At 70.2% G+C, this 26,207-nt stretch carries 26 protein-coding genes; 7 read left to right on the top strand and 19 right to left on the bottom strand.

Annotated elements, in window-relative coordinates:
- Positions 1-20: 20 nt before the first annotated feature.
- A complete protein-coding gene (locus OG587_RS24500) occupies positions 21-908 on the top strand; it encodes a sulfotransferase family protein (protein ID WP_329079149.1) in 888 nt (295 codons plus the stop codon).
- 124 nt (positions 909-1,032) lie between these two features.
- Here the strand turns inward: OG587_RS24500 and OG587_RS24495 are convergent, their stop codons facing one another.
- From OG587_RS24495 to OG587_RS24470, 6 genes are all read right to left on the bottom strand, one after another.
- Positions 1,033-1,401 carry a transposase gene (locus OG587_RS24495; protein WP_329079147.1) on the bottom strand — a complete coding sequence of 123 codons (369 nt, stop codon included), beginning with the start codon at positions 1,399-1,401 and terminating at the stop codon, positions 1,033-1,035.
- A 203-nt stretch (positions 1,402-1,604) separates the two neighbouring features.
- Positions 1,605-3,476 (bottom strand): ABC transporter ATP-binding protein, encoded by a 1,872-nt coding sequence (locus tag OG587_RS24490; protein ID WP_329079145.1) that lies wholly within the window; start codon positions 3,474-3,476, stop codon positions 1,605-1,607.
- An 88-nt stretch (positions 3,477-3,564) separates the two neighbouring features.
- A complete protein-coding gene (locus OG587_RS24485; RefSeq protein ID WP_329079144.1) occupies positions 3,565-4,368 on the bottom strand; it encodes an enoyl-CoA hydratase/isomerase family protein in 804 nt (267 codons plus the stop codon).
- A gap of 132 nt (positions 4,369-4,500) precedes the next feature.
- The gene (locus OG587_RS24480) at positions 4,501-4,716 is read right to left on the bottom strand and encodes a helix-turn-helix domain-containing protein (RefSeq protein WP_030904785.1); all 216 of its coding nucleotides are present in this window, start codon (positions 4,714-4,716) and stop codon (positions 4,501-4,503) included.
- Between the two features lie 114 nt (positions 4,717-4,830).
- Positions 4,831-6,429: an ABC-F family ATP-binding cassette domain-containing protein gene (locus tag OG587_RS24475; protein WP_329079136.1), complete on the bottom strand. Its 1,599-nt coding sequence runs from the start codon at positions 6,427-6,429 to the stop codon at positions 4,831-4,833.
- Between the two features lie 364 nt (positions 6,430-6,793).
- Positions 6,794-7,450, bottom strand: coding sequence for an acVLRF1 family peptidyl-tRNA hydrolase (locus tag OG587_RS24470; RefSeq protein ID WP_329079134.1), 657 nt, complete (start codon positions 7,448-7,450; stop codon positions 6,794-6,796).
- 131 nt (positions 7,451-7,581) lie between these two features.
- Here OG587_RS24470 and OG587_RS24465 point away from each other — a divergent pair, with 131 nt between their 5' ends.
- From OG587_RS24465 to OG587_RS24455, 3 genes are all read left to right on the top strand, one after another.
- Positions 7,582-8,679 (top strand): EAL domain-containing protein, encoded by a 1,098-nt coding sequence (locus OG587_RS24465; protein WP_329079133.1) that lies wholly within the window; start codon positions 7,582-7,584, stop codon positions 8,677-8,679.
- Between the two features lie 167 nt (positions 8,680-8,846).
- Positions 8,847-10,175: an aminotransferase class V-fold PLP-dependent enzyme gene (locus OG587_RS24460; RefSeq protein ID WP_329079131.1), complete on the top strand. Its 1,329-nt coding sequence runs from the start codon at positions 8,847-8,849 to the stop codon at positions 10,173-10,175.
- Positions 10,176-10,225: 50 nt separating this feature from the next.
- Positions 10,226-11,077: a siderophore-interacting protein gene (locus tag OG587_RS24455; RefSeq protein WP_329079129.1), complete on the top strand. Its 852-nt coding sequence runs from the start codon at positions 10,226-10,228 to the stop codon at positions 11,075-11,077.
- A gap of 276 nt (positions 11,078-11,353) precedes the next feature.
- On the opposite strand, the gene hisG is transcribed toward OG587_RS24455, so the two are convergent.
- Together hisG and OG587_RS24445 are read right to left on the bottom strand one after the other, a co-directional pair.
- On the bottom strand, positions 11,354-12,199 hold the full coding sequence (gene hisG, locus OG587_RS24450) for an ATP phosphoribosyltransferase (RefSeq protein WP_329079127.1): 846 nt from the start codon (positions 12,197-12,199) through the stop codon (positions 11,354-11,356).
- Positions 12,200-12,260: 61 nt separating this feature from the next.
- Positions 12,261-12,524 carry a phosphoribosyl-ATP diphosphatase gene (locus tag OG587_RS24445; RefSeq protein ID WP_012892448.1) on the bottom strand — a complete coding sequence of 88 codons (264 nt, stop codon included), beginning with the start codon at positions 12,522-12,524 and terminating at the stop codon, positions 12,261-12,263.
- Positions 12,525-13,070: 546 nt separating this feature from the next.
- Between OG587_RS24445 and OG587_RS24440 the strand changes: the two genes are divergently transcribed.
- The gene (locus OG587_RS24440; RefSeq protein ID WP_329093998.1) at positions 13,071-13,715 is read left to right on the top strand and encodes a DNA alkylation repair protein; all 645 of its coding nucleotides are present in this window, start codon (positions 13,071-13,073) and stop codon (positions 13,713-13,715) included.
- A gap of 123 nt (positions 13,716-13,838) precedes the next feature.
- On the opposite strand, the gene OG587_RS24435 is transcribed toward OG587_RS24440, so the two are convergent.
- Positions 13,839-14,318 (bottom strand): monooxygenase family protein, encoded by a 480-nt coding sequence (locus OG587_RS24435; RefSeq protein ID WP_329079120.1) that lies wholly within the window; start codon positions 14,316-14,318, stop codon positions 13,839-13,841.
- A gap of 840 nt (positions 14,319-15,158) precedes the next feature.
- Here OG587_RS24435 and OG587_RS24430 point away from each other — a divergent pair.
- Positions 15,159-15,431, top strand: a complete 273-nt coding sequence (locus tag OG587_RS24430; protein ID WP_329079118.1) for a substrate-binding domain-containing protein — start codon at positions 15,159-15,161, stop codon at positions 15,429-15,431.
- Between the two features lie 283 nt (positions 15,432-15,714).
- On the opposite strand, the gene OG587_RS24425 is transcribed toward OG587_RS24430, so the two are convergent.
- Positions 15,715-16,494, bottom strand: coding sequence for an endonuclease/exonuclease/phosphatase family protein (locus OG587_RS24425; protein ID WP_329079117.1), 780 nt, complete (start codon positions 16,492-16,494; stop codon positions 15,715-15,717).
- Between the two features lie 325 nt (positions 16,495-16,819).
- Between OG587_RS24425 and OG587_RS24420 the strand changes: the two genes are divergently transcribed.
- Complete coding sequence (locus tag OG587_RS24420; protein ID WP_329079115.1) at positions 16,820-17,167, top strand: hypothetical protein; 348 nt, start codon at positions 16,820-16,822, stop codon at positions 17,165-17,167.
- A gap of 285 nt (positions 17,168-17,452) precedes the next feature.
- Here OG587_RS24420 and OG587_RS24415 read toward each other — a convergent pair whose 3' ends face one another.
- From OG587_RS24415 to OG587_RS24375, 9 genes are all read right to left on the bottom strand, one after another.
- Positions 17,453-19,186: a DEAD/DEAH box helicase gene (locus OG587_RS24415; protein WP_329079114.1), complete on the bottom strand. Its 1,734-nt coding sequence runs from the start codon at positions 19,184-19,186 to the stop codon at positions 17,453-17,455.
- A 366-nt stretch (positions 19,187-19,552) separates the two neighbouring features.
- Complete coding sequence (locus OG587_RS24410) at positions 19,553-19,936, bottom strand: metal-sulfur cluster assembly factor (RefSeq protein WP_329079112.1); 384 nt, start codon at positions 19,934-19,936, stop codon at positions 19,553-19,555.
- Positions 19,933-20,370, bottom strand: coding sequence for a Fe-S cluster assembly sulfur transfer protein SufU (gene sufU, locus OG587_RS24405; RefSeq protein WP_329079111.1), 438 nt, complete (start codon positions 20,368-20,370; stop codon positions 19,933-19,935). Before sufU ends, OG587_RS24410 begins: the two co-directional genes overlap by 4 nt.
- A gap of 118 nt (positions 20,371-20,488) precedes the next feature.
- Complete coding sequence (locus tag OG587_RS24400; protein ID WP_329079109.1) at positions 20,489-21,748, bottom strand: cysteine desulfurase; 1,260 nt, start codon at positions 21,746-21,748, stop codon at positions 20,489-20,491.
- Positions 21,748-22,518, bottom strand: a complete 771-nt coding sequence (gene sufC, locus OG587_RS24395) for a Fe-S cluster assembly ATPase SufC (protein WP_443075218.1) — start codon at positions 22,516-22,518, stop codon at positions 21,748-21,750. The genes OG587_RS24400 and sufC overlap by 1 nt, the downstream gene beginning before the upstream one ends.
- A 1-nt stretch (position 22,519) precedes the next feature.
- Positions 22,520-22,837 carry a Rieske (2Fe-2S) protein gene (locus OG587_RS24390; protein ID WP_329079107.1) on the bottom strand — a complete coding sequence of 106 codons (318 nt, stop codon included), beginning with the start codon at positions 22,835-22,837 and terminating at the stop codon, positions 22,520-22,522.
- Positions 22,834-23,955 carry a Fe-S cluster assembly protein SufD gene (sufD, locus tag OG587_RS24385; protein ID WP_329079105.1) on the bottom strand — a complete coding sequence of 374 codons (1,122 nt, stop codon included), beginning with the start codon at positions 23,953-23,955 and terminating at the stop codon, positions 22,834-22,836. The genes OG587_RS24390 and sufD overlap by 4 nt, the downstream gene beginning before the upstream one ends.
- Positions 23,955-25,367, bottom strand: coding sequence for a Fe-S cluster assembly protein SufB (gene sufB, locus OG587_RS24380; RefSeq protein WP_329079103.1), 1,413 nt, complete (start codon positions 25,365-25,367; stop codon positions 23,955-23,957). Before sufB ends, sufD begins: the two co-directional genes overlap by 1 nt.
- On the bottom strand, positions 25,364-26,155 hold the full coding sequence (locus tag OG587_RS24375; protein WP_329093996.1) for a helix-turn-helix transcriptional regulator: 792 nt from the start codon (positions 26,153-26,155) through the stop codon (positions 25,364-25,366). Before OG587_RS24375 ends, sufB begins: the two co-directional genes overlap by 4 nt.
- Positions 26,156-26,207 lie beyond the last annotated feature (52 nt).

Genomic DNA, 26,207 nt, shown 5'->3' with positions numbered 1-26,207 from the left:
GTGCCACACTGGGCTTTCATATGCGACCTCCGCCCCACATCCTGGTGGTCAACGGCATCAAGGTCCGCAGGCCGGTATTCGTGCTCGCCGCCCCGCACTCCGGCGCGGATCTGCTGGCCCGCGCCCTGAAACGCTCCCCCGGATTCCACGTCACCATGGGGCGGGCGGCGGTGGCGCACGTCGTCTACGCCTTCGCCCGGCGGCCCTCGATCGCGGGACGGGGCATGGGCGCGACCCGCGTGCTCCGCGACGCCATGGCCGAGTCCTGGCAGATCGTCCCCGGCGCCTGCGAGGAGTGCCCGGCGCCGTGCCGGGAGGCTGGCGGCGTGACCGGGGCGGGCCCCTGCGTGGCCTCGGGTTCCGTGGCCCGATTCGGCGACGCCAGCCCCGACCTGCTCTACAGCGCCTCGGTGCTGCTGCAGGCCTTCCCCGACGCCCGCTTCGTCCAGCTCATCAGGGACGGCCGTGACGTGGCCGCCGACATGCTGGCCGACCCCGCCTCCCTGACGTGGTTCAAGCCGGCCATGCTGAGTGACGAGACGGAGTTCCCCAACCCGTTCCTCGGCGTCAACTCCGGCGAGCACCGCGAGCGCTGGAAGGCGATGCCCACCGCGGGCAAGTGCGCGCTGCGCTGGCGCAGCGCGGTGCGGCTGTCGGCCTCGCTCCACCAGGAGCTGCCCCGGGAGCAGCTGCTGACCATGCGCTACGAGGACCTGATCTCCTCTCCCGCCGAGTCCCTGGACGGGCTCTCCCACTTCCTGGAGACGCGGGTTCCGAAGATCGCCCTGCTGGGCAGGAGCGTGCCGAAGGTCGGTGTCTGGCGCACCCGCCTGCGCGGCCAGGACGCCGAGCTGGTGGCCAAGGTCGCCCGCGAGGAGCTCACCCGCCTGGGCTACGCCTCGTCCTGACGCCGGTCCGCGTTCTCGGGGTTCCCCTGGCCGTACGAGCCCCTTCACGGGGCATCGAGTGGACCGATGTCCGGCGTGAAATCGTGTTCCCACGGGCCATGCGAGCCCCCTCACGGGGTTGTGGTCACCAGCCGGGGACCTCGAACGTCGCGCCGGGCCGGATGTCCCCCGGCCGGGCCGTGACGGCCGTGGAACCGGTGCCGGGCACCGGACCCCCGCCGACGCCGTCACCGATCCGCAGCGCCCCCAGGATCGTCTCCCAGGTGCCGTCCACCGACCACCGGCGGTGCCGGTTGTAGACGGTCTTCCAGTTGCCGTAGGCCTCCGGCAGCTTGCGCCAGGGGCAGCCGCTCCTGGTACGGAAGAACACCCCGTCGATGATCGTGCGGTGATCGGCCCACCGGTTTCCCCGCCGGGCGTGAGCGGGCAGCAACGGCGCCAGCCGCCCCCACTCGTCGTCGGTCAGATCATCGCGTTTCAACCGGTCGTCCACGTCCCCATGATCTAACACCATCGGTACCGGAAGATCCACTCAGAGCCGCGCCGCCGGACGTCGTCAGCCGCCGGGAGATCCGGCCGAACCGGTGCCGGGACAGGTCCGGAGGTCCGGGGCCGGGCCTGGCCTCGGAAGAGGTCAGGAGGACGGCCAGGGCAGCCTGGAGGGCCGCTGCCACGGCCGGGGGCGCCCGGAAGAGGTCAGGTCCGGCTGAACTGGGTCCGGTAGAGCTCGGCGTAGACCGCCCCCCTGGCCAGCAGCTCCTCGTGGCGGCCCCGCTCGACCACCCGGCCGTCCTGGACCACCAGGATCTGGTCGGCCTCGCGGATCGTGGACAGCCGGTGGGCGATGACCAGCGAGGTGCGCCCGGCCAGCGCGACCTTCAGCGCCTGCTGGACGGCGGCCTCGGACTCGGAGTCGAGGTGCGCGGTGGCCTCGTCGAGGACGACCACGCGGGGCGCCTTGAGCAGCAGTCTCGCCAGGGCCAGCCGCTGCTTCTCGCCACCGGACAGCCGGTGGCCCCGGTCGCCCACCACGGTCTCCAGGCCGTCGGGGAGGTCCAGGACCAGGTCGGAGATCTGGGCGGCGCGCAGGGCGTCCCAGATCTCCTCGTCGGTGGCCCCCGGCCTGGCGTAGCGGAGGTTGGCCCCGATGGTGTCGTGGAACAGGTGGGCGTCCTGCATGACGACTCCCACGGTGTCGCGCAGGGAGGCCAGGGTGGCGTCGCGCACGTCCAGGCCGTTGACGCGGACCGCGCCCTCGTTGACGTCGTAGAGACGGGAGACCAGGCCGGTGATGGTGGTCTTCCCCGCGCCCGAGGGGCCGACCAGGGCGACCATCTCGCCGGGGCGGGCGGTGAAGGTGACGCCGCGCAGCACCTCGTGACCCGGCCCGGTGTCGGGGCGGGCCACCGCCTCCAGCGAGGCCAGCGACACCTCCGAGGCCGACGGGTATCTGAACCGGACGTCCTCGAACTCCACGGAGGCCGGGCCGCCGGGAAGGGGCCGGGCGCCGGGCCTCTCGGCGATCATGGGCTGCAGGTCGAGCACCTCGAAGACCCGGTCGAAGCTCACCAGGGCGGTCATCACGTCCACGTGCACGTTCGACAGGCTCGTCAGGGGGCCGTACAGGCGCATCAGGAGGGCGGCGAGCGCCACGAGGGTGCCGAGCTCGAAGACGTCGGAGACGGCCAGCACGCCGCCCACGCCGTACACCAGGGCGGTGGCCAGCGCCGCGACCAGGCCGAGCGCGACGCGGAAGACCGTCCCGTACATGCCGACGGTGACGCCGACGTCGCGCACCCGCCCCGCCCTGCCGCCGAAGGCGGCGGTCTCGTCGGCCGGGCGACCGTACAGCTTGGCGACCATGGCCCCGGCGACGTTGAACCGCTCGGTCATCATGGTGCTCATCTCGGCGTCGAGCTCCATCTGCTCGCGGGTGAGCCCGGACATCTTCCTGCCGACCCACTTCGCGGGGAAGATGAAGATCGGTAACAGCACGAGGGCGACGAGGGTGATCTGCCACGAGAGCACCAGCATGGCGCCGAGCACCAGCACCAGCATGACCACGTTGGCCACGACCGACGACAGGGTGCTGGTCAGGGCGCGCTGGGCGCCGATGACGTCGGTGTTGAGCCGGGAGACCAGGGCACCGGTCTGGGTACGGGTGAAGAAGGCCACGGGCATCCGCTGGACGTGGTCGAAGACCTCGGTGCGCAGGTTGTAGATGAGGCCCTCGCCGATCCGCGAGGAGAACCAGCGCTGGGCCAGGGTGAGCGCCCCGTCGGCGACCGCCAGACCCGCGATGACCAGCGCGAGGGCGACCACCACCCCCTGGCGCTTGGCGATGATGCCGTCGTCGATGATCGCCTTCATCAGCAGCGGGTTGGCGATCACGATGACCGAGCCGACCACGACCAGCGCGAGGAAGGCGGCGATCTGCCGCGAGAAGGGCTGTGCGTAGCGGGCGATGCGCCTGACCGTGCCCGGGGCGAGACGCTGTTTGGTCACCGAGCTGTCACGCCGGAACGAGACCATCGCCTGGGGACCGAGTCCCCCACCCATCATCGCCATATGGCCTCCTCTCCCGATGCGAGCATCGGGAGAAGCGCGATCATTCCCCTGTCAGCTTGAGGCGAACACCTGTGCTCCGCGGGACGGCCTATCCGAAGAGCGCCTTGACGCGCTTCGCCTGCTCGCGCGCCTCGGCCGCGCCCTGCTCGGCCAGTGTGCGCCCCGAAGCCCCCTGAAGCAGCCGCTTGGTGGCCGTCGCGGCGTCGCGGTCGGTCGCCAGCAGCGCGTCGGTCAGGTCGCGTACGGCCTGCGTCAGCTCCCCCGGCGCGACGACCAGCTCGGCCAGGCCGATCCTCGCCGCCTCCCGCGCCCCCACGACGCGGGCGGTGAGGCAGATCTCGATCGCCCTCGACAGGCCCACCAGGTCGACCAGCGGCTTGGTGCCGGTCAGGTCGGGAACCAGCCCGAGGGCGGGCTCCTTCATGCACAGTTTGGCGTCGTCCGCCAGGACCCGCAGATCGCAGGCGAGCGCCAGTTGGAACCCCGCACCGATCGCGTGGCCCTGAACGGCCGCCACTGAGACGATGTCGGGACGCCTCAGCCAGAGAAAACCCCGTTGGGCCCGCGTCACCCGCTCGGCGAAGGCCGCCTCGTCGAGTGTCGCGGAGGTCGCGAACGACCCCTGCCCTGGAACCCCCTCCGGAGTGAACATCCTCAGATCGATCCCAGCCGAGAAGGACGGCCCCTCACCTCTGATCACGACGACCCTCACCTGCTGCGGCAGGCCGTCACCGATATGAGCCAGAGCCGACCAGGTAGCGAACGTCTGAGCGTTTCGCTTCTCCGGACGGTCCAGCGTGATCGTCGCGATCTCGCCGTCCACCTCGTAGCGCAGACCGACCTCCTTGAGAGAGATCTCCTCCGCACTCCCCCCGAACGCCACTTCCGCCATCGCCGTTCTCCCACCCTCGGTGTCCGCCTCGCCCGAGCCTATCGATTCCCCAGAATGAGGTTCTACAGGTCCGGGCGGGGACGGCTTCGGCGTGGGGGACGAGCGGCTGCGGTCGCGCGTTCCGAGGCGGGGTCAGCGCTTGGACTTGCCTCGGGTGGCGCCACCGCGCCCGCGCAGAGTCACACCGGACTCGCTCAGGATGCGGTGGATGAACCCGTATGACCTGCCGGTCGAAGCGGCCAGGGCACGGATGCTTTCACCCGCGCTGTAGCGCTTCTTGAGATCGGAGGCCAGTTTTTCACGATCGGCCCCGGTAACCCGGGTGCCCTTCTTCAGAGTCTCGGCCACGAGTACCTCCTGTAGTGCCAGACTTCCGCAGCGTTACACACGCCATGATCAGTCATTTCAACGAGATCGGCTACCTACTCCACGGGAAAAGATCCGTACCCGCTCAAATTAAGATCAGGCAAGTGCCACAAGATCGGAAAATTCGTCGCTCCATGCGTCTTCAACTCCGTCAGGCAGCAAGATCACCCTATCGGGTCGTAGAGCCTCTACAGCACCCTCATCATGCGTGACGAGCACAATCGCCCCAGAATAGGACGTTAGGGCCGAAAGTACCTGCTCCCTGCTGGCCGGATCAAGGTTGTTCGTGGGTTCGTCGAGAAGGAGGACGTTGGCCGCGGACAGCACCAGCGTGGCCAGCGCCAGCCGCGTCTTCTCCCCGCCCGACAGCACCCCCGCGGGCTTGTCCACGTCGTCGCCGGTGAACAGGAACGAGCCCAGCACCTTGCGCAGCTCCACGTCGGGGAGCTCTCCCCCGGCCGAGCGCATGTTCTCCAGCACGGTGCGCTCGGGGTCGATCGTCTCGTGCTCCTGCGCGTAGTAGCCCAGCTTGAGCCCGTGTCCCGGCTTGACCGCGCCGGTGTCCGGCTCCTCGATGCCGCCGAGAATCCGCAGCAGAGTGGTCTTTCCCGCGCCGTTCAGACCGAGGATGACGACCCTGCTCCCCCTGTCGACGGCGGCGTCGACGTCGGTGAAGACCTCCAGGGAACCGTACGACTTCGACAGCCCCTCCGCCATGATCGGGGTGCGCCCGCACGGGGCGGGCTGGGGGAAGCGCAGTTTGGCGACCTTGTCACTGCGCCGCTCCACCTCCAGGCCCGAAAGCAGGCGCTCGGCCCGGCGCTGCATGTCCTGCGCCGCCTTGGCCTTGGTGGCCTTGGCGCGCATCTTGTCGGCCTGCGACATCAGGGCCGAGGCCTGCTTCTCGGCGTTGGCGCGCTCACGCCTCCTGCGCTTCTCGTCGGTCTCCCGCTGGGTCAGATAGGCCTTCCAGCCGACGTTGTAGGTGTCGATCACCGCGCGGTTGGCGTCGAGGTGCAGGACGCGGTTTACCGTCGCTTCAAGAAGCGAGACATCGTGGCTAATAATGATCAAGCCGCCCTGGTGGGATCGTAAAAAATCACGAAGCCACCCGATTGAGTCCGCATCTAGGTGGTTTGTCGGCTCGTCAAGCAGGAGAGTCTCCGCCCCGCTGAAGAGGATCCGGGCCAGTTCCACCCGCCTGCGCTGCCCTCCCGAGAGGGTCTCCAGCGGCTGGCCGAGCACCCGGTCGGGCAGCCCCAGGCTGGAGGCGATGGAGGCGGCCTCCGACTCGGCGGCGTACCCGCCCAGGACGTGCAGCCGGTCCTCCAGGCGCCCGTAGGCGCGGACCGCGCGGTCTCTCGTGCGGTCGTCGGCCGAGGACATGCCGGACTCGGCCTCGCGCAGCTCGCGCAGCACCTGGTCGAGCCCGCGGGCCGACAGGATGCGGTCGCGGGCGAGCACGTGCAGGTCGCCGGTGCGCGGGTCCTGCGGCAGGTAGCCGACCTCGCCGCTGATGGAGACCGTGCCCGAGGCGGCCGACCCCTCTCCCGCGAGCACGCGGGTCAGCGTGGTCTTCCCGGCCCCGTTCCGGCCGACGAGCCCGATCTTGTCGCCGGGGTTCACCCGGAAGGACGCGGCCTCGATGAGCAACCGGGCCCCGGCCCGCAATTCGATGTCAGAAGCTACGATCATGGTTGGAGAACACTCCCAGCAGGAAATACACAGGCTCACTTCACTGTGGCCGAACCCGCCGCGCCCTGTGTCTCCCGGCTCTCGGCTCGGCCGTCTCGCCTTCATCGGGACGACGGTCAATCGGGAGTGCGCATACCGATCAGTGTACGGCGCGGCACCGGCCGGCTTCTCCACGATTACGCGAGCCCCTGTCAGGCGGAGCCCCCGTCCAGCGGGACCCGCTCACAGGAAGCCCGCTCACACAGGCCTCACACAGGCCTCACTCACGCGGAACTCCCACAGAACCCGCTCAAACGGGCCTCGCTCACGCGGAGCCCGCTCACGCGGAGCCCGCTCACGTGGTGCCCGACCGCGCGGAACCCGGCTACACCGGGTCGCTCACCCTGATGCGGACCGCGCGGAACTGGGCGGGGGTGTCCTTGAGGATCACCAGCCGCGGATCGGGGACCGTCAGGAAGGGCTCGGTCTCCAGCGCGAAGACCGGGGCGAGCCTGCGGTCGGGCCGCAACGCGTCGACCGCGCGCCGGTCTCCGCCCAGCACGACGGCCTCCAGCTCCCCCACGTGCGGGCCGAGGACGCGCAGCGCCACCTCGGCCGCCGCCTCGTGCGCCTGGTCCACCTGCTTCTCCCTGCGCCGGGCGAAGCGCCGCTGTGACCAGCCGCCCGCCGCGCTGCGCCCGTGGACCTGCCGCGAGCCGACCTTGGAGGAGAGCAGCTCCTCGCCCTGGAAGATCCCCGCCGCGTGGCCGCCCAGCCGTACGAGCAGCACGCCGATCCTGCGCTCGGTGCGCACGTGGGTGACCAGGCGTGCCATCGGGCCGCCCCCGGAGGGGGTCAGCGGCGGGAACGGCACCTGGCACTCGGCGACCGCGCCGTCCGCGCCCTCGAGGCGTACGACGGAGGCCGAGGCCGTCACGCTCGGCGGGCCGTGCCGGTCGACGAAGCCGTCGATCCAGCGGTTCAGGCGCTCGGGCGCCACGGAGACCCAGCGGCCTCCCCCTTTGGCCGGTCGCGACGTCATGGAACGCGACACTACCGGCTGACCTCGCCGGACACACCGTCCCACCGGCCAAGTCCAACGAATGGCGAAATATCGGTGAACATCACAGTGCGTTACTTCTGTGACGATAAATAATGCCGCATTCTCGGAACGTGACGACCAGAGCGCAAGCCGTCCCGCACTCCTCCGCGGCAGGCGTGGGTGTCACGCCCGTCGTCGATCTCGATACCGGGGGCGTCATCGCCTTCCAGGCCGACGGCGCGGGCCGCGGGAACATCTCCTCCACCGTCCAGACGGTGCGCGACGTCGCCGCGAGCGAGGTCCTGCTCCCCCTGGTGCTCCCCCTGCCGACGGCCGCGGTGATCGGCGGCTCGGCCGCCCTCGCACCGCTCCACGAGGCCCTGCGCGCGTCAGGCCGGCGCCCCCGCGAGGTGATCCTCACCGTACGAGGTGACTTCGCCCAGTTCGAGCGCCGCTCCCTGCTCACCGGGCTGGACGGCCTGCGCGCCATCGGCTACCTCATCGCGGTCGGCGACCTGGGCACCGGACACGTCCCGCTGGACCTGATCGCCGACGCGGCGCCGTACCTGGCGGTGATCTCACCGGACCTGATCGCCCAGGTGCCCCGCGACCCGCGCCGCGCCGCGATCGGCGAGGGCCTGGCGCGGCTCGCCCGGGGAGTGGGGGCGCACGTGCTGGCCCCGGGCATCGGGGACGAGGCGCAGCTCACCGCGGTCCGCGGCTGGGGGGTGCGGCTGGCCCAGGGCCCACTGCTGGTCCCCGGCCCGTCGGGGCGGGTGCACGTGCCGCTCCCGGTCGTCGAGCAGGAGCCCTCCCGGTTCGTCCTCGGCCCCCGCGTCCACGAGTTCCTGCTGCCCGCGGTGACCCTCCCCTACGAGGCCACCGCCGAGGCGGTGATCGACGCCTTCGGCAGCGAGCCGTCCATCACCAGCGTGATCCTCGTCGACGAGTACCAGCGCCCCCGGGGCAGCCTCGACCGCAGCCGCTTCCTGCTCTCGATCGCCGGACGCTTCGGCCACGCCCTGCACGGCAAGAAGGCCGCCGGGCGGCTGGCCGACCCCGCCCGCACCGTTCCCAAGACCACCCCCGCGATAGCGGCCATGCAGGTCGCGGGCCGCGACGCCGAGCGGGTCTACGACGACCTGGTCGTCACCGATGAGGTCGGCCGTTGCATGGGCGTCGTCCGGGTCGCCGACCTGATCCGCCAGGTCGCGGCCATGCAGCGCTGAGGACCTCTCCACCCCTGGCCGGAACGGTCCATTCCGTCCCGCCGGACGCCGACGCCTTTACGTTGTAGATTCGAACATCCGCCACGCCGTCGCCGTGCCCTCTTGGCAGGCGCGCATGATCACGATAGGAAGGGGCACAGGGGCGGGACGACGGCGAGGGGTAGGGCATGGACGAGCGCGGACCTCGGGTCGGGCGGCGCGGGCTGCTCGGCGCGGGACTCCTGGCCGGAGCCGGAGCCGCGCTGTCCGGATGCACCCCCGGCGACGAGCCCGCCACGCCCACCGCGTCGCGGCCTCCGCCGTTCGACCCCGCCAGCTGGGAGTCGGTGCGGGCCCAGTTCCCACTCGACCCCTCCTACGCCCAGTTCGCCGCCTACGTCCTCGCCGCCCACCCGGCCCCGGTGCGGCGGGCGATCGAGGAGCATCGGCGCGGCCTCGACACCGACACCGACGCCTACCTGCACGGCGAGGACCGGGAGGAGGCGGTGCGCGAGGCCGCCGCGGCCTACCTGGGCGCCGACGCCCCCGACGTCGCCCTCACCGACAGCACCACGATGGGCCTAGGCCTGCTCTACAGCGGCATGCGGCTGCTCCCCGGCCAGGACGTGCTCACCACCGAGCACGACTTCTTCGCCACCCACGAGAGCCTGCGGCTGCTCGCCGCCAGGACCGGCGCCAAGGTCCGCAGGGTCCGCCTGTACGACGACCCGGCCAAGGCCTCCGCCGACGAGATCGTCTCCCGGCTGAAGGCCGCGCTCGAACCGAGGACCCGGGTGGTGGCGATCACCTGGGTGCACTCGGGCACCGGGGTGCGGATGCCGGTCAGGGCGATCGCCGACATGGTCGCCGAGGCCAACCGCTCCAGGGACGCCGAGGACCGGGCGCTGCTGTGCGTGGACGGGGTGCACGGCTTCGGCGCGATGGCCGACGGGGTGGAGGAGCTGGGCTGCGACTTCCTGGCCAGCGGCACCCACAAGTGGCTGTTCGGGCCCCGGGGCACCGGCATCCTGTGGGGCAGGGGCCGGGCCTGGGACGCCCTGCTGCCGGTGATCGCGACCTTCTCCAACGTGACCGTCGACCCGGGGACCGGCGACGAGCCGTACGGCCCCGGCGGGCTCGTGCACACCCCGGGCGGCTACCACAGCTTCGAGCACCGCTGGGCGCTGGGCGAGGCGTTCGCCTTCCACACGGCGATCGGCAAGGAGCGGGTGACGGCCAGGATCACCGAGCAGGCCACCCGGCTCAAGGCGGGGCTCGCGGCCCTGCCCAACGTGCGCCTGGTCACCCCGGTCTCCCCCGAGCTGTCGGCCGGGCTGGTCTGCTGCGCGGTCGACGGCGTGGACGCCCCCACCGCGGTGGGCAGGCTCCGCAGGGACCACCGGATCGTCACCAGCGCCACCCCGTACCAGGACGTCTACCTGCGCTTCGGCACCGGGATCGTCACCACCCCCGAACAGGTGGACCAGGCGGTGAGGGCCGTCGCCGCGCTCCGGTGACGTATGGTACGAGTTAGGTTCACCTAACTTAGACCCCCACGGAGTGACATATGGCAGACGAGAGAGCCGGGCGCCGTACGCCGAAGGTGACGAGCGGCCTGGTCCGGCGGGTCGAGCGGCTCACCCCCCACATGATCCGGGTCGTGGTGGGCGGCGAGGGCCTCGCCGGATTCTGCGCGGACGAGTACACCGACCACTACGTCAAGCTGCTGTTCGCCCCGGCCGGGGTGAGCTACCCGCGGCCGTTCGACATGGAGGCGATCCGCCGCGACCTGCCCCGCGAGCAGTGGCCCACCACCCGCACCTACACCGTCCGCCGCTGGGACGCCGAGGCGGGAGAGCTGACGCTCGACTTCGTCCACCACGGCGACGTCGGCCTGGCCGGGCCGTGGGCCGACCGGGTCCAGCCGGGTGAGGAGCTCCACTTCTTCGGTCCCGGCGGCGCGTACGCGCCCGACCCGGAGGCGGACTGGCACCTGTTCGCGGGAGACGAGAGCGCGCTGCCCGCCATCGCCGTCTCCCTGGAGAACCTCCCCGCCGGAGCCCCGGCCTGGGCCTTCATCGAGGTCGAGGGTCCCGAGGAGGAGCAGAAGATCGACTCCCCCGGCGACGTGAGGATCGTCTGGCTGCACCGCGGGGACGCCCCGTACGGCGAGACGCTGGTCAGGGCGGTCCGCGAGCTCGACTTCCCCGGCGGCGACGTGCACGCCTTCGTCCACGGCGAGGCGGGCTTCGTCCGCGAGCTCAGGCGCCACCTGCGCACCGAGCGCGGCGTCCCGCTGGCGAGACTCTCCATCTCGGGCTACTGGCGGCTGGGCCGCGACGACGAGGCGTGGCGCTCCTCCAAGCGCGAGTGGAACGAGCAGATCGAGGCCGAGGAGGCCACGGCGCTCTCCTCCTGAGCCGGCGGGGTTCGGGGGCGGCGTCCGCCGGGCACGCCGACCCCGTGGCACCCGGCGGCGAGCCGGACCGGCGCCACGGGGACGACGGGCGGGCTCGCCGGAGCGTCGGGAGCCGTCAGGCCAAAGACGGCAGGCACCCGAGGCCGTCAAGCCAGAGTCGGAGGCGCCCAGGGGCGTCAGGTCAGAGGCGGCAGGCACCCGGGGGCGCCGGGTCAGAGGCGGCAGACGCCCGAGGGGCGCCGGGCCGGAAGCCGCAGACGCCCGAGGGGCGCCGGGTCAGAGGCGGCAGGCGAAGATGGCGGTCACCAGGATGGCCTTGGCACCCATCTCCCAGAGCTGGTCCATGATCTGCTGGTGTCCCTTGCGCGGGACCATGGCCCGGACCGCGACCCAGCCCTCCCGGTGCAGCGGGGAGACCGTCGGCCCCTCCATGCCCGGGGTGAGGGCGATGGCCTCCTCGATCCGCTCGGCGCGGATGTCGTAGTCCATCATCACGTAGTCGCGCGCCACCAGCACGCCCTGCAGGCGGCGGATGAGCTGCCGCAGGCCCGGGGTCTCCTCGGTGCCGATCCCCTTGATCAGCACGCCCTCGGAGTGGGTGATCGGCTCGCCGAACACCTCCAGGCCGATGTTGCGCAGCGTGGTGCCGGTCTCCACGACGTCGGCCACGGCGTCGGCCACGCCCAGCCGGATCGCGGTCTCGACCGCGCCGTCCAGCTTGATCACCCGGGCCTCGACGCCCCGCTCGGCGAGGTAGGCCTCCAGCAGGCCCGCATAGGCGGTGGCGACACGCCTGCCCTTGAGGTCGGCGACGGAGTCGAAGTCGCCGGGGTTGGCGGCGAAGCGGAAGGTAGAGCGGCCGAAGCCGAGCGGGATGATCTCCTCGACCTGCGCGCCGGAGTCGTGGAGCATGTCACGGCCGGTGATCCCGGCGTCCAGGGTGCCCTCGCCGACGTAGACGGCAATGTCCTTGGGCCGCAGGAAGAACAGCTCGCAGGAGTTCTCCGGGTCGGCGACCACGAGCTCCTTGCTGTCCTTGCGGACGCGGTATCCGGCTTCCTTGAGGATCGTCTGGGCACCCTCGGTGAGGGCGCCCTTGTTGGGTACGGCGAGACGCAGCATGGCTGGGTTCCTTACATGTGGACGGGATCTGCCTACAAGACCGGGAGCCGGGCGCACCGGCTCACAGATGCTTGTAGACCTCGTCCAGCCCGATCCCCTTGGCGATCATGAGGACCTGCACGTGGTAGAGGAGCTGGGAGATCTCCTCGGCCGCCCGCTCGTTCGACTCGTGCTCGGCCGCCATCCAGCTCTCGGCGGCCTCCTCCACGACCTTCTTGCCGATGGCATGGACCCCGGCGTCCAGCGCGGCCACGGTGCCCGAGCCCTCGGGCCGGGTGCGCGCCTTGTCGGACAGCTCGGCGTACAGCTCTTCGAAGGTCTTCATGATCTCTCTCGGCGTCGTCGGATGTGCTCGTCAAGCCTAACGGGCCATCCGACCCCACCGCGTGCGGGTTCCACGCTCTGGGACGCGGCACGGGCGACTACGGGCGGCACGGACGGCCTGGCGCGGCCTCCTCCCTGCCTACCACCGGCGCGTCCCTCTTCGTGGTCACGACACCCGGGATCACCGGCTGTCGCCGGCACCGGGTGATCCCTCATCGCGCCGGCGACCGCCGCTCCGAAGGCGTCGCGCGACGCGGGACGGCGGGTTGGCCGAAGGAAGCCGGAGGAACGAGAGGGGTGGCCCGCGTGTCTCAGCCGGGGATCACCTGCGGGAGTGGTGTGGCGGAGAAGACGCCGTCCGGGTCGAAACACCTCTTGGCGGCGATCAGCCGGTTTGTGAAGAAACGGGGTTTCGTGTCGGTGGCTGCCGTCAGACTGGCGTGTACGACAGGAGGCCCGCTTCCGTCGTGGGCTGCATCCCGCACGTGATGGACAGGAGTCCGAGGTGGCCGAGACGACACTGACCGAGACAACGGTGGCCGAGGTGATGGCCGAGCTGGCCGGGCTTGAGGACCCGAAGATACGCGCGGTGAGCGAGAAGCACGGTGACGATCACGGTGTGAACCTCGGCAGGCTGCGCGCGCTCGCGAAGCGGCTGAAGACTCAGCAGGAACTCGCGGGTCGGCTCTGGGAGACGGATGACACCGCGGCGAGACTGCTGGCGATCCTGATCTGCCGCCCGAAGGCGTTCGGGCGGCAGGAGCTGGACGTCATGTTGCGCGAGGCGCGCGTACCCAAGGTGCACGACTGGCTCGTGAACTACGTGGTGAAGAAGAGTCCGCACTCCGAAGAGCTGCGCCTGGCCTGGTCCGCCGATCCGGATCCGGTGGTCGCGAGTGCCGGCTGGGCGCTGACCACCGAACGCGTGGCGAAGAAGCCCGAAGGCCTCGACCTCGCGGGACTGCTCGACGTGATCGAGGCGGAGATGAAAGACGCCCCGGATCGCCTGCGGTGGGCGATGAACCACTGCCTGGCTCAGATCGGGATCGAGCGCGCCGAGCACCGCGCCCGTGCGATCGACATCGGTGAGCGCCTGGAGGTGCTCAAGGACTATCCGACTTCCCCGGGCTGCACGTCTCCGTTCGCGCCCATCTGGATCACCGAGATGGTGCGCCGGCAGCACGACAAGTAGGAAGGTCCGCGCTCACACTCGTGCCGTCAAGTATCGCCCGACGGCTGTTCGTACAGTTCAGCGGCAGGCGGCGGGTGTCACCGGGCGGACACCCCCTGTGGTCGTCGACGACGGCCCGCGCGGCTAGGACTCGTAGAGGTCCGTCTCGTTCAGGACCGGGCTGCCGTCGTCGGAGCGTCCCAGGCGGGCCGCGGAACCGAACATGGGTCCACGAGCGCGCTGGAGCCCGGCGAACCGTCCAAACCCGAGCGGTTTGGGCACGTCGTCGTAGACGGCCTCCATGCCACCCTTGACCGAGTACGTCTCGTGCCAGAAACCGGTGCCGCCCGAGTCCCGCAGGAAGTCCAGCCACCACTGCCGATGCGGCTCGGACCGGGCGAAGGCGAGCAGCGAGGGCAGGTCCCGCCAGTACTGGCGCATCCCCATGTTCATCGGGAAGAACGAGTAGTACACGGGCTCGTGCAGCAGCAGCCCGTCCGGCTTGCCCTCGACCGACTCACTGATCTTCCGGCCGAAGCTGAAGAAGGTCCGGATCCCGTACCGCCGGTTCACCCGCATGCCGAGGTACAGGCCGACGGTCTGCCGGTTCACTCGAGTTGGCATCCAACGCTCCTTATGACTCGGGTCAGGCATGGGCTGGTGTGGGAGGCAGGTCATGTGCCTGCGCGGCGGGCGCATCGAGCGGTGTGCCGGTGGCGACCGCGGCGGATCCGGCCGGCAGTGTTCGGCGGGTGGTCGTCATCGTCGCGGCCCCTTCGGCTTGAGTTCGTTCCCGGCGGCCTCAACGTACGAAAGCGAACTTGACCGGCACTGAACGAGAACCCGGGAGTAGTGAACGGCGACTTCCCGTCCGGCCGATGTCTGCGCGTGGCCTGCGTGGCACAGATCAATTTGGGGTGGAACCGGCCTGGACAGCTCATTGCCTCAGGTCCGTACCGGTGGCCACGGCCGGCCGTCCTCCGGCGACAACCTGCGCCTGCAGATCCTCGGTCCGTTGCGGGTGTGGCGGGACCGCGCCAAGCCGAACACCGGGCCGCGGCAACAGGCCTAACCGCTCGCCCTGCTCCGAACGAGCTCGGGCGCTGTCGGTCGAACGCGAGGCGCATCTGTTCGCCCACCGCGCCGACCGTCATGGGATCGCGCATGAATTGCCGGAAGAACTCCACAGCTTATTGCCCGGTATTCGATGTGGGCGGCGAGAAGACCGCCCAGGCGTGGAAGGCCAGCACGATGCCTCAGGAGACTATCGACCACACGGGCCAGAAAAAGTGTTCCTGGTCGTAGGCCAACCACACCACGACCTGGGCCAGATTGGCCACGACATATCAGAACAGGTGTACCCGCAGGCCCCATTTTCTGGCGCTTTCGCTCTTCGGCGATTTCATTCTCGAAGGCTGGATCAACGTACTTGACGACGAGTGAATCGCGCGCCTGGTCCACACCGTGCTGCGCGACCGCGCCTTCGCCGAGGCCTGCGACGGCGTCGCCGAGCACGTGACGGTGCACACCGACTACACCGGCGAGGAGGGCGCCCGCGCCACCCGGCGCCTGCTCAGCTCCCCCGCCCGGCCCACCGCGATCGTCTACGACATCATGGCCGTCGCCGGGCTGTCGGCCGCCCAGGACCTGCGCCTGGATGTCCCGGGCGACCTGTCCATCGTCGCCTGGGACGACTCCCCTCTCTCCCGGGTCGTCCGCCCCCGCTCACCGCCCTGAGGCGCGACACCCCCGCCTACGGCGCCCACGCCGCCCGCAGGCTCCTCGCCCTCGTCGCCGGGGAGGAGCCGGGCCCGTACGAGGACGAGGTCGCCCGCCTCACCCCCAGGGCCAGCACCGCTCCCCCGCCCCGGCGGGAGGGCAGCCCCTCGTGAGGCGCACCGAAGCCGCCGCGAGGGCTCGCCCCGGGCGGCGCGACCCGCGCGGGCGATCGCGGCGTCCCTGCCCCCGGGCCCAGCTCGCTCCGGACGGCGCGGCCCACCCTGTCCGGAGTGACGGCGGGTCAGGGCTTCGTCAGGGTGACGAGCAGCGCGGGGTGGTCGGTGTACCGCATGGAGATGACATCGGTACGTTCGAAGCCCATGCTCGCCGCGAAGACATGCTGCACACTCCCGTCCCCCTTCCTGAAGAAGGGGGCGGAGTTGCAGTTCTGGACGTTCTGCCCGAACAGCGGGGCGTATTTCATGTTGAAGTCGCCCGCCAGGAAGGTCGGCCTGGTGGCGGCGCCCCGGTCGCGCAGCATCGCGATGGCCGCCTTGCACTGCGCCATGGCGACGTTCCCGGTGGTCGACAGGTGGGTGGTGCAGCCGGTCAGGTCGGCGAACTCGGCGCACACGTAGACGCGCTTCTCGCTCCCGCTGTCCTGGGTGGCGTAGACGCCCGAGAAGCTCGTCGCCCCGGTGGCGCGGAAGATCAGCCCGTTGCCGTACTCGTCGCCGTTGACACAGCGCACCGGCGTGCCGTCGGGCCGCAGCGCCGGGGCGAACACCCGGTGGCCGTCCCCCATCGAGGGGGCCAGCTGGGCCAGGTCGTCGCGGCAGATCTCGTTGAGCGTGACGACCTGCGGCTGCCTGGCGGCGATGATGTCGCGCGCCTCCTGGATGACGTCGGCCCCGTTGAAACAGGAGGTGTTGACGCCGCTGTGGCAGAGGTTGAGCTGCAGGACGCGGTAACTCTGCGCGGCGGACGCGGGGGAAACGATGGTAACGGTCCCGGCCACGGCCAGCAGGACGACGAGGGGAAAGCGGGCGAGAACGCGGAGGCTGGACCACAGAAAGCGCATTTATCCTCTTATTTCGGATATTCCAGACGCATCAGTTGATCATCCAGGCAGCCTGACGGAGAGCGTCTGGCCTACGCAAGGCTTCGAAGATGAACGGAAACAGTGGGTCATGAAGCCATGATGACTGATTCTAGATCGTCGACCGCGAGATCTCCGTGACTCGCGACGTCCTGCCAGGAGGGGCGGCTCTCCGGCGTTCACAGCTCCGCTTGGCACAGGGCGACGTTTTGGCGCGGATCGTCAATGAACCGGCGCTCTCCAGCAATGACTTCGGTCCCGCCTTCCACCAGGCTCGGGGGAGTCGCAAAACCACGGAGGGATGAACATGAAGTTTCAGCACTCGAGGCCGGGCCGCCTGGCCGTCGTCATCACGGCGGCCGTCGCGCTGGCCGGGCTCGCCCAGACAGCCGCGCACGCCGCCGGCCCCAACGCCTACCACGGATCCGACAAGGCCTGGACGGACGGCGGAGTCCGGATCTGGGTGGATGACCGCGAGGCGGACAACCACGGGGTCCACGCGGAGTACCGCACGCGTAATGGACACACGTACACGATCGGCGACGCGAACGGTTCGGCCGCCCCTGCCGGAACGGAGCTGTCGGAGGATGGTTCGGTCATCCTGAACTGGCGGGTGTGCGAGGCGACCGAGGGCTGCGGCAGCTGGGCCTACTAGACACCGGCGGTGACCGCGTCATGTGAACGCCGATGAGATCACTCGGACGGCCGCGCGAAGGCAGGCGTCACCGGCTTCGGGATAGAGCGTCCTTCGCACGTCATCGCGGCGGTTGGGGGACCCTGCCGCACAAAGACGAAGGCGCCGGTGGGATCGGCCGGAGGTAGTGGAATCGCCGCCCCTACGCGGCCACACCCACGCGTGGTCCGCTACGGAAAGACCGAAGGGCCGGTACGGCGGATGCCGCACCGGCCCTTCAGGGTCCTACGAGGTGATCAGAGGCGATCAGCGGCCGTAACGGCTGCCGCCACTGCGCGGGGCGGAGCCGCGGCCGTCGGCGCGGAACTCGCCGCCGCGGAAGCCGCCGCCCTGGCGGTCGCCGCGGAACGGCTCGCGCTCGCCCGCCGGACGCTCGGAGCGGAAGCCGCCGCCGGCCGGGGCCGGACGGTCGGTGCCCGCACGGAACGGCTCGCGCCGCTCGCCACCGCGGTAGCCACCGGTGGCGGGACGCTCGGAGCGGAAGCCACCGCCCGCCGGACGCTCGGAACGGTAACCGCCGCCACCGGCCGGGCGCTCGGAGCGGTACTGGCCGCCACCGGAGGCGCCGGTGCCACGGTTGTCGTCACCGAAGGAACGCTCGCGGGGCGGCTGGCCCTCGCCCGTGCCGTGGGCGGGACGGTCGGAGCGGAAGCGGCGCGGGCCACGCCCGCCGCCGCCACCGTTGCCTCCGAAGCCGCCACGGCCCTGACGCTGCTTGGCGGCCGGCGCCGAGGGCTCCCAGACCGGGATCGGCTCGCCGCTGGGCGTACGCGCGCCGGCGACCTCTCCCAGGCGCGGGTGGCCCGGGGTGGCCTTGATGCGGAACGGCTTGATGCCCGCGCGGCGGGTCATCGCGTCGGTGGAGCGGCGCTCGTTGGGGAGCACCAGCGTCATGACGGTGCCCTTCTCCCCGGCGCGAGCGGTACGGCCACCGCGGTGCAGGTAGCTCTTGTGGTCCTGGGGCGGGTCGACGTGCAGCACGAGGCTGATGTTGTCGACGTGGATGCCGCGGGCCGCGACGTCCGTGCATACCAGGACGTTGATCGTGCCTTCCTTGAACTCGGCCAGGATGCGGGTGCGCTGGTTCTGGCGCTTGCCGCCGTGCAGGCCGCCTGCGCGGATGCCGACCTGGGCGAGCTGCTTGCACAGCCGGTCGACCCCGTGCTGGGTGCGCACGAAGATGATGGTCCGGCCCTCGCGGTTGGCGATCTCGGCGGTCACCGGGAACTTGTCGTCGCGGTGCACCTCCAGCACGTGGTGCTCCATGGTGTCGACCGAGGAGGCGGCCGGGGACATGGAGTGGGTCACCGGGTTGGTGAGGAAGCGGCGGACCAGCTTGTCGACGTCGCCGTCGAGGGTGGCGGAGAACAGCAGGCGCTGGCTGTCGCCAGGGGTCTGCTGCAGGATCGCGCTGACAACCGGGAAGAAGCCGAGGTCGCACATGTGGTCGGCCTCGTCGAGGATCGTCACCTGGACCTCGTCCAGCATGCACTCACCCTGCTGCATGAGGTCGGTCAGGCGGCCCGGCGTGGCCACGACGACCTCGACGCCGCGGCGCAGCGCCTCGATCTGGCGGCCCATGGACATACCGCCGACGACGGTCTTCATCCGCAGCGACAGGCCGCGGCCGAGCGGCTCGAGCGCGTCGGTCACCTGCATGGCGAGCTCGCGGGTCGGGACCAGGATGACGGCCAGGGGGTGGCCCGGACGGGCCTTGGCGCCGGCGATGAGGGTCATCATGGGCAGGCCGAAGGCGAGCGTCTTGCCGGAGCCGGTCTGGCCGCGGCCGAGGACGTCGTGACCGGCGAGAATGTCGGGGATCGTGGCCCGCTGGATCGGGAAGGGACTGTCGATGCCCGAACGGGAGAGACCGGTCACCAGCGGCTTCGGCAGGCCGAGGAGCGTGAACTCGGACGGACCTGCGGGGGCCTGGGAGATCTCGGTGATGTCGGTGATTTCGGGCAGAACAGCGTCAAGCATGGTCACGAAGACTCGTGCCTTTCGATAGAAGAACGGGGCACGTCACTTCTGCGAAAGGACGAGCCTGGAACGCACGGCCTGAGGCCGCGCTGGATCAACGCCCACATGGGGGCGGTAGTGCGGTGCAAGTCGAGGCGCACCGCACGGGGCGGGTCTAGCTTACCCGCACGCAGTCAAACCACGATCAAGCATACCCGGCGTTCGCAGTGCCGGGTTCGGTCGGGGCGTCCGGCATCAGCCGGTCGCTTGTCCGTCGGTTGGAGTCAACACTCCCGGCCGGGCTTTTCTTCCCGGCCTCGGAAATCCTCTCACACAATTGGGTACGGCCCGAACCCCGGGGGTGCGAGCCGTACCGGAAAGCACTTCTCAGACGTTGAAACCCAGCATCCTGAGCTGCTCGCGTCCCTCGTCAGTGATCTTGTCCGGGCCCCACGGCGGGAGCCACACCCAGTTGATCTTCACGTCGGAGACCATGCCCTCCAGGGCCGAGTGCGCCTGGTCCTCGATGACGTCGGTCAGCGGGCAGGCCGCGCTGGTCAGCGTCATGTCGATGGTGGCGACCGGCAGGGCACCGCCCTCGGCCCCCTCGGCGGCCTCGGCCGCGTCCAGGTGAAGCCCGTAGATCAGGCCCAGGTCTACGACGTTGATGCCGAGCTCGGGGTCCACGACGTCCTTGAGGGCCTCCATGACCTCGTCATGGGTGGTGTCCCCGTCGTACGCCGTGGTGGGGGTCTCAACAGCCTTGCTCATTTGGTGCTCCTCACGACCGCGTCCTTGTAGGCCATCCACGCCAGTAGCGCGCACTTCACCCGGGCGGGGAACTTGGCGACCCCGGCGAAGGCGACGGCGTCGCCCAGCACGTCCTCGTCCGCCTCGACCTTCCCCCTGCCCTGCATGAGCCGGGTGAACTCGTCCACGATGCCGAGGGTGTCGTGGACGGTCGAGCCGGTGGCCAGCTCGTGCAGCACGGAGGCCGCGGCCTGGCTGATGGAACAGCCCTGCCCGTCGTAGGAGACGTCCTCGACCTTGCCGCCGTCGCCCAGTTTCACACGCATGGTGATCTCGTCACCACACGTCGGGTTCACGTGGTGGACCTCGGCGTCGTACGGATCGCGGAGCCCCCTCCCCTGCGGGTGCTTGTAGTGCTCCAGGATCAGCTCCTGGTACATGGACTCGGCGATCATAGGGTCGTGCTCACCTTCTCGTTCGCTGCGCCGTGCGCTCGTGCGTCGCCGGGCGCCGTGCGGCGGGCGTCTCCCGCCCGCCGTTCGCCCGTCCGCCGGCTCGACTGCTCGGGCATGGCTAGGCGAACACCTTCCGCACGTGGTGGAGGCCGCGGACCAGGGCGTCGATCTCGGCCGGTGTGTTGTAGAGGTAGAAGGACGCCCGCGTGGTCGCGGGAATCCCGAATCTCAGATGGAGCGGGCGGGCACAGTGGTGTCCCACGCGCACGGCCACCCCGAAGTTGTCATCCAGGATCTGCCCGACGTCGTGCGGGTGAATCCCCTCGAGGGTGAAGGAGACCGTACCGCCCCGGTCGGCGAGGTCCAGCGGGCCGATCACCCGCAGCCCCGGGATCTCCCCCAGGGCGCCGAGCGCGTACGCGGTGAGCTCGCGCTCGTGGCGCACGACGGCGTCCATCCCGATCTCGGACAGGTAGTCGACCGCGGCGCCGAGGCCGATGGCCTCGACGATCGGCGGGGTGCCCGCCTCGAACTTGTGCGGTGCGGGCGCGTAGGTCGAGTGGTCCATCCAGACCGCCTCGATCATCTCACCGCCGCCCAGGAACGGGGGCATCGCCTCGAGCAGCTCGCCGCGGGCCCACAGCACGCCGATCCCCGAGGGGCCGACGACCTTGTGACCGGTGAAGGCCAGGAAGTCGACGCCCAGCGCGGCCACGTCCACCTTCTGGTGGGGCACCGACTGGGAGGCGTCGAGCATCATCAGCGCGCCGACCTCGCGGACCCTGGCGAGCACCGGGGCGACCGGGTTGACCGTGCCCAGCACGTTCGACTGGTGCACGATCGAGACGATCTTCGTGCGCTCGGTGACGAGCTCGGCGAGGTCGGACAGGTCCAGGCGTCCCTCGTCGGTGACGGAGAACCACCGCAGCGTCGCGCCGGTGCGCTGCGCGAGCATCTGCCACGGCACGATGTTGGAGTGGTGCTCCATCTCGGAGATGACGATCTCGTCGCCGGGGCCGAGCCGGAAGCGGGGGTCCTCGCCGATGGGGTTGCCGAAGGCGTACGCCACCAGGTTGAGCGCCTCGGAGGCGTTCTTGGTGAAGACGACCTCGTCGCGGTCGGGCGCGCCGATGAAGGCGGCGACCTTGTCGCGGGCGTTCTCGTACGCCTCGGTGGACTCCGCGCCCAGCACGTGCATGGCGCGGCCGACGTTGCTGTAGTGCATCGTCATGTGCTCGCGCATCACCTCGACCACCTGGGCCGGCTTCTGCGCGGAGTTGCCCGAGTCGAGATAGATCAGCGGCCTGCCGCCGGGAAGCTCGCGGGAGAGGACCGGGAAGTCCTTCCTGATCCTCTCCACGTCAAGGCCGGTCTCCATCAGGCCGACGCCTTCGTGTAGGCCTCGTAGCCCTCGGCCTCGAGCTTCTCGGCGAGCTCGGGGCCGCCCTGCTCCACGATCCGCCCGGCGGAGAAGACGTGGACGAAGTCCGGCTTCACGTAGCGCAGGATGCGGGTGTAGTGGGTGATGAGCAGCACGCCGGTCTCGGCGGAGCGGAAGCGGTTGATGCCCTCGGAGACCACGCGCAGCGCGTCGACGTCGAGGCCGGAGTCGGTCTCGTCGAGGACGGCGATCTTCGGCTTGAGGAGCTCCAGCTGGAGGATCTCGTGGCGCTTCTTCTCACCGCCGGAGAAGCCCTCGTTGACGTTGCGCTGGGCGAAGGTCGCGTCGATGGACAGGGCGTCCATCCCGGACTTGAGGTCCTTGGCGAACTCGCGGAGCTTGGGAGCCTCGCCGCGGATGGAGGTGACGGCGGTGCGCAGGAAGTTGGAGACGCTGACGCCGGGGACCTCGACCGGGTACTGCATGGCGAGGAACAGCCCGGCGCGGGCGCGCTCGTCGACCGTGAGCTCCAGCAGGTCGACCCCGTCGAGCAGGACCTGGCCGCTGGTGATGGTGTATTTGGGGTGGCCCGCGATCGCGTACGCGAGCGTGGACTTGCCCGAGCCGTTGGGGCCCATGATGGCGTGGGTCTCGCCGGCCCGCACGGTCAGGTTGACGCCGCGCAGGATCTCCTTGTCGGCGACGGTGACGTGCAGGTCGCGGATCTCCAGGGTGGACCCCGAGGGGACTCGGCTCGTGTCAGACACTTTATGACTCCTTCGAGAGCGAGACGAGGACGTCATCGCCGTCGATCTTTACTCGGTATACGGGAACGGGCTTGTTGGCGGGCGGGCCGGTGGGCTTGCCCGAGCGCAGGTCGAAGCACGAGCCGTGCAGCCAGCACTCCAGGGTGCCGTCGTAGACCTCCCCCTCGCTGAGTTTCACCTCGGCGTGGGAGCAGACGTCGTGCAGCGCGAAGACCTCCTCGCCCTGGCGGACCAGGGCGATGGGGGTGTCGCCTACCTCAATGCCGACCACACCCTCGTCGGGGATGTCGGCGAGCTTGCAGACCTTCTCGAACGTCACTTCTCAAGCTCCGCCTCGACCCGGGCGAGCACCCGCTCGCGAAGCTCGGGAACCTCGATCTTCTCCAGCAGCTGCGCGAAGAAGCCCTTGACGACGAGACGGCGGGCGTCGTCGTGGGGGATGCCCCTGGCCTGGAGGTAGAAGATGTGCTCGTCGTCGAGACGGCCCGAGGCGCTGGCGTGACCCGCCCCGGCGACCTCGCCGGTGAGGATCTCCAGGTTGGGCACCGAGTCGGCGCGGGCGCCGTCGGTGAGCAGCAGGTTGCGGTTGAGCTCGTAGGTGTCGGTGCCCTCGGCCTCGACGCGGATGATGACGTCGCCGATCCAGACCGCGTGGGCGTCCTGGCCCTGCAGCGCGCCTCGGTAGTCGACGTTGCTCCGGCAGTCGGGCCTGGAGTGGTCGACGAGCAGGCGGTGCTCCAGGTGCTGGCCGGCGTCGACGAAGTAGAGGCCGTTCAGCTCGGCGTCGCCGCCGGGGCCGTCGTAGGAGACCGACGGGGACAGCCTGACCAGGTCGCCGCCGAGGGTGACCACGAAGCCGCGGAAGGTCGCGTCCTTGGCCAGCAGGGCGTGGTGGTGGGAGACGTGCACGGCGTCGTCGGCCCAGTCCTGCAGGCTGACGACCTTGAGCGTGGCGCCCTCGCCCACGACGAACTCGACGTTGTCGGCGTAGACGGCACTGCCCTGGTGGTCGAGGACGACCACGGCCTCGGCCATCGGCTCCAGCTTCACGACCGTGTGGCCGTACGCGGCGCCCTGGCCGGACCCGGTGAGGGTGATCAGGGTCGGCTTGGACGCGACGACCTCGCGCGGGACCGTGACCACGGTGGCCTTCTCGAAGGAGGCGTAGGCCTGGGCGCTGACCCGGTCGGCGGGCACGTAGGCCCTGCCGACCCGCTGGTCGTCGCGGCCGACGGTCTCCACGGTGACCTCGGGGGCGGCGTCGACGTGCACGACGACGTTCGCGGAGGCCGCGACGCCCTCGTGCAGGCCCTTGAGCCGGGAGAGCGGGGTGAAGCGCCACTCCTCCTCCCGGCCGGTCGGTACCTCGAAGTCGGCCACGTCGTACGAGGCCTTCTCGTGGAGGGTCGACAGGGGTTTTCCGGTGTCGAGACCCATCAGCCGACGGCTCCTTCCATCTGCAGCTCGATCAGGCGGTTCAGCTCCAGGGCGTACTCCATCGGGAGCTCGCGGGCGATCGGCTCGACGAAGCCCCGGACGATCATCGCCATCGCCTCGTCCTCGCCCATGCCACGGCTCATCAGGTAGAAGAGCTGGTCGTCGGAGACCTTGGAGACGGTGGCCTCGTGCCCCATGGAGACGTCGTCCTCACGCACGTCCACGTAGGGGTAGGTGTCGGAGCGGCTGATCTGGTCGACGAGGAGCGCGTCGCACTTGACGGTGCTGGCGCTGCCGTGAGCGCCCTCCTCGATCTGGACCAGGCCGCGGTAGGAGGTGCGGCCGCCGCCGCGGGCGACGGACTTGGAGATCACCGAGGAGCTGGTGTTCGGCGCGAGGTGCACCATCTTGGCCCCGGCGTCCTGGTGCTGGCCCTCACCGGCGAAGGCGACGCTGAGGGTCTCGCCCTTGGCGTACTCACCCATGAGGTAGACGGCCGGGTACTTCATGGTGACCTTGGAGCCGATGTTGCCGTCGACCCACTCCATGGTCGCGCCCTCGTACGCCACGGCGCGCTTGGTGACCAGGTTGTAGACGTTGTTCGACCAGTTCTGGATGGTCGTGTAGCGGCAGCGCGCGCCCTTCTTCACGATGATCTCCACGACCGCGCTGTGCAGCGAGTCGGAGGAGTAGATCGGCGCGGTGCAGCCCTCGACGTAGTGGACGTAGGAGTTCTCGTCCACGACGATCAGGGTCCGCTCGAACTGGCCCATGTTCTCGGTGTTGATCCGGAAGTAGGCCTGGAGCGGGATCTCCACGTTGACGTTCGGCGGCACGTAGATGAAGCTGCCGCCGCTCCAGGTGGCCGTGTTCAGCGCGGCGAACTTGTTGTCGCCGACCGGGATCACGGTCCCGAAGTACTCCTTGAAGATCTCCTCGTGCTCCCTGAGGGCGGTGTCGGTGTCGACGAAGATGACACCCTTCTCCTCAAGGTCCTCACGGATCTTGTGGTAGACGACCTCGGACTCGTACTGGGCGGCGACGCCGGCGACCAGGCGCTGCTTCTCCGCCTCGGGGATGCCGAGCCTGTCGTAGGTGTTCTTGATGTCGTCGGGCAGGTCCTCCCAGGAGGCGGCCTGCTTCTCCGTCGAGCGCACGAAGTACTTGATGTTGTCGAAGTCGATCCCGCTGAGGTCGGAACCCCAGTTGGGCATGGGCTTCTTACCGAAAAGGCGCAGCCCCTTCAGACGAAGGTCCAGCATCCACTCCGGCTCGCTCTTCAGCGCGGAGATGTTGCGGACGACCTCTTCGGACAGGCCACGCCGGGCCGTCGCTCCCGCGGCGTCCGAGTCGGCCCAGCCGAACTTGTAATTCCCGAGGCCTTCCAGCTCCGGGCGGTCGGTGACAGTCACCTTCCGGTCTCCTTGCTCGATGTGTCGATCGTTTCGTGGATTGCCGGTGATTGCGCCGGATCGGGTGCCGGGGAGCCCGTCGCGCGCTCCCTCGTGCCCGGCCCGGGGGTCCTGTGGGGACTGACGTGCGTGGTGCACACGCCGTCGCCGTGGGCGATGGTCGCGAGCCGCTGCACGGGGGTGCCGAGGATGCGCGCGAACGCCTCCGTCTCGGCCTCGCACAGCTGCGGGAACTCCGCGGCCACGTGCGCCACCGGGCAGTGGTGCTGGCACAGCTGCTCGCCGCCGAGGCTGGCCTTGCTCGCCGAGGCGGCGTAGCCGTCGGCCGACAGCGCCTCGGCCAGGACGCGGACCCGCTGGTCGGCGGGGACCTCGCTCATCTTCGGCGCCAGGCGGTCGACCAGGCCGGCCACCTGTGAGCGGGCGAACTCGGCCACGGCCTCCTCGCCCACGCGCTCGGCCAGGAAGCGCAGCGCGCTCCCGGCGAGGCCGTCGTAGGCGTGCTCGAAGGCGCTGCGTCCCGCGTCGGTTATCGCGAACAGCTTGGCCGGTCGCCCGCGCCCGCGCTGGCCTCGCGGCCTGGCGGTGCGGGCCTCGGCCATCCCCTCGGCCAGCAGGGCGTCGAGGTGCCTGCGGACGGCCGCGGGGGTGAGGCCGAGCCGCTCGCCGAGGGCGGCGGCGGTGATGGGCCCGTGCTCCAGGATGAGCCGGGCGACACGCGCTCGCGTGCTGCGCTCGGCGGACACGCCGGAGGGCCGCGCGGCGGCGGTTCCCTCGGTGCCCTGCATCCCGGTCACGTATTTCACAACATCAGTGTGCCGTAATTGCTTCCTCAGTTAC

The sequence above is a fragment of the Streptosporangium sp. NBC_01469 genome (genome assembly GCF_036227305.1).
Lineage (GTDB): Bacteria > Actinomycetota > Actinomycetes > Streptosporangiales > Streptosporangiaceae > Streptosporangium.
The sequence above is the reverse complement of the archived record's forward strand: the minus strand, read 5'-3'. Positions and strand labels throughout refer to the sequence as shown.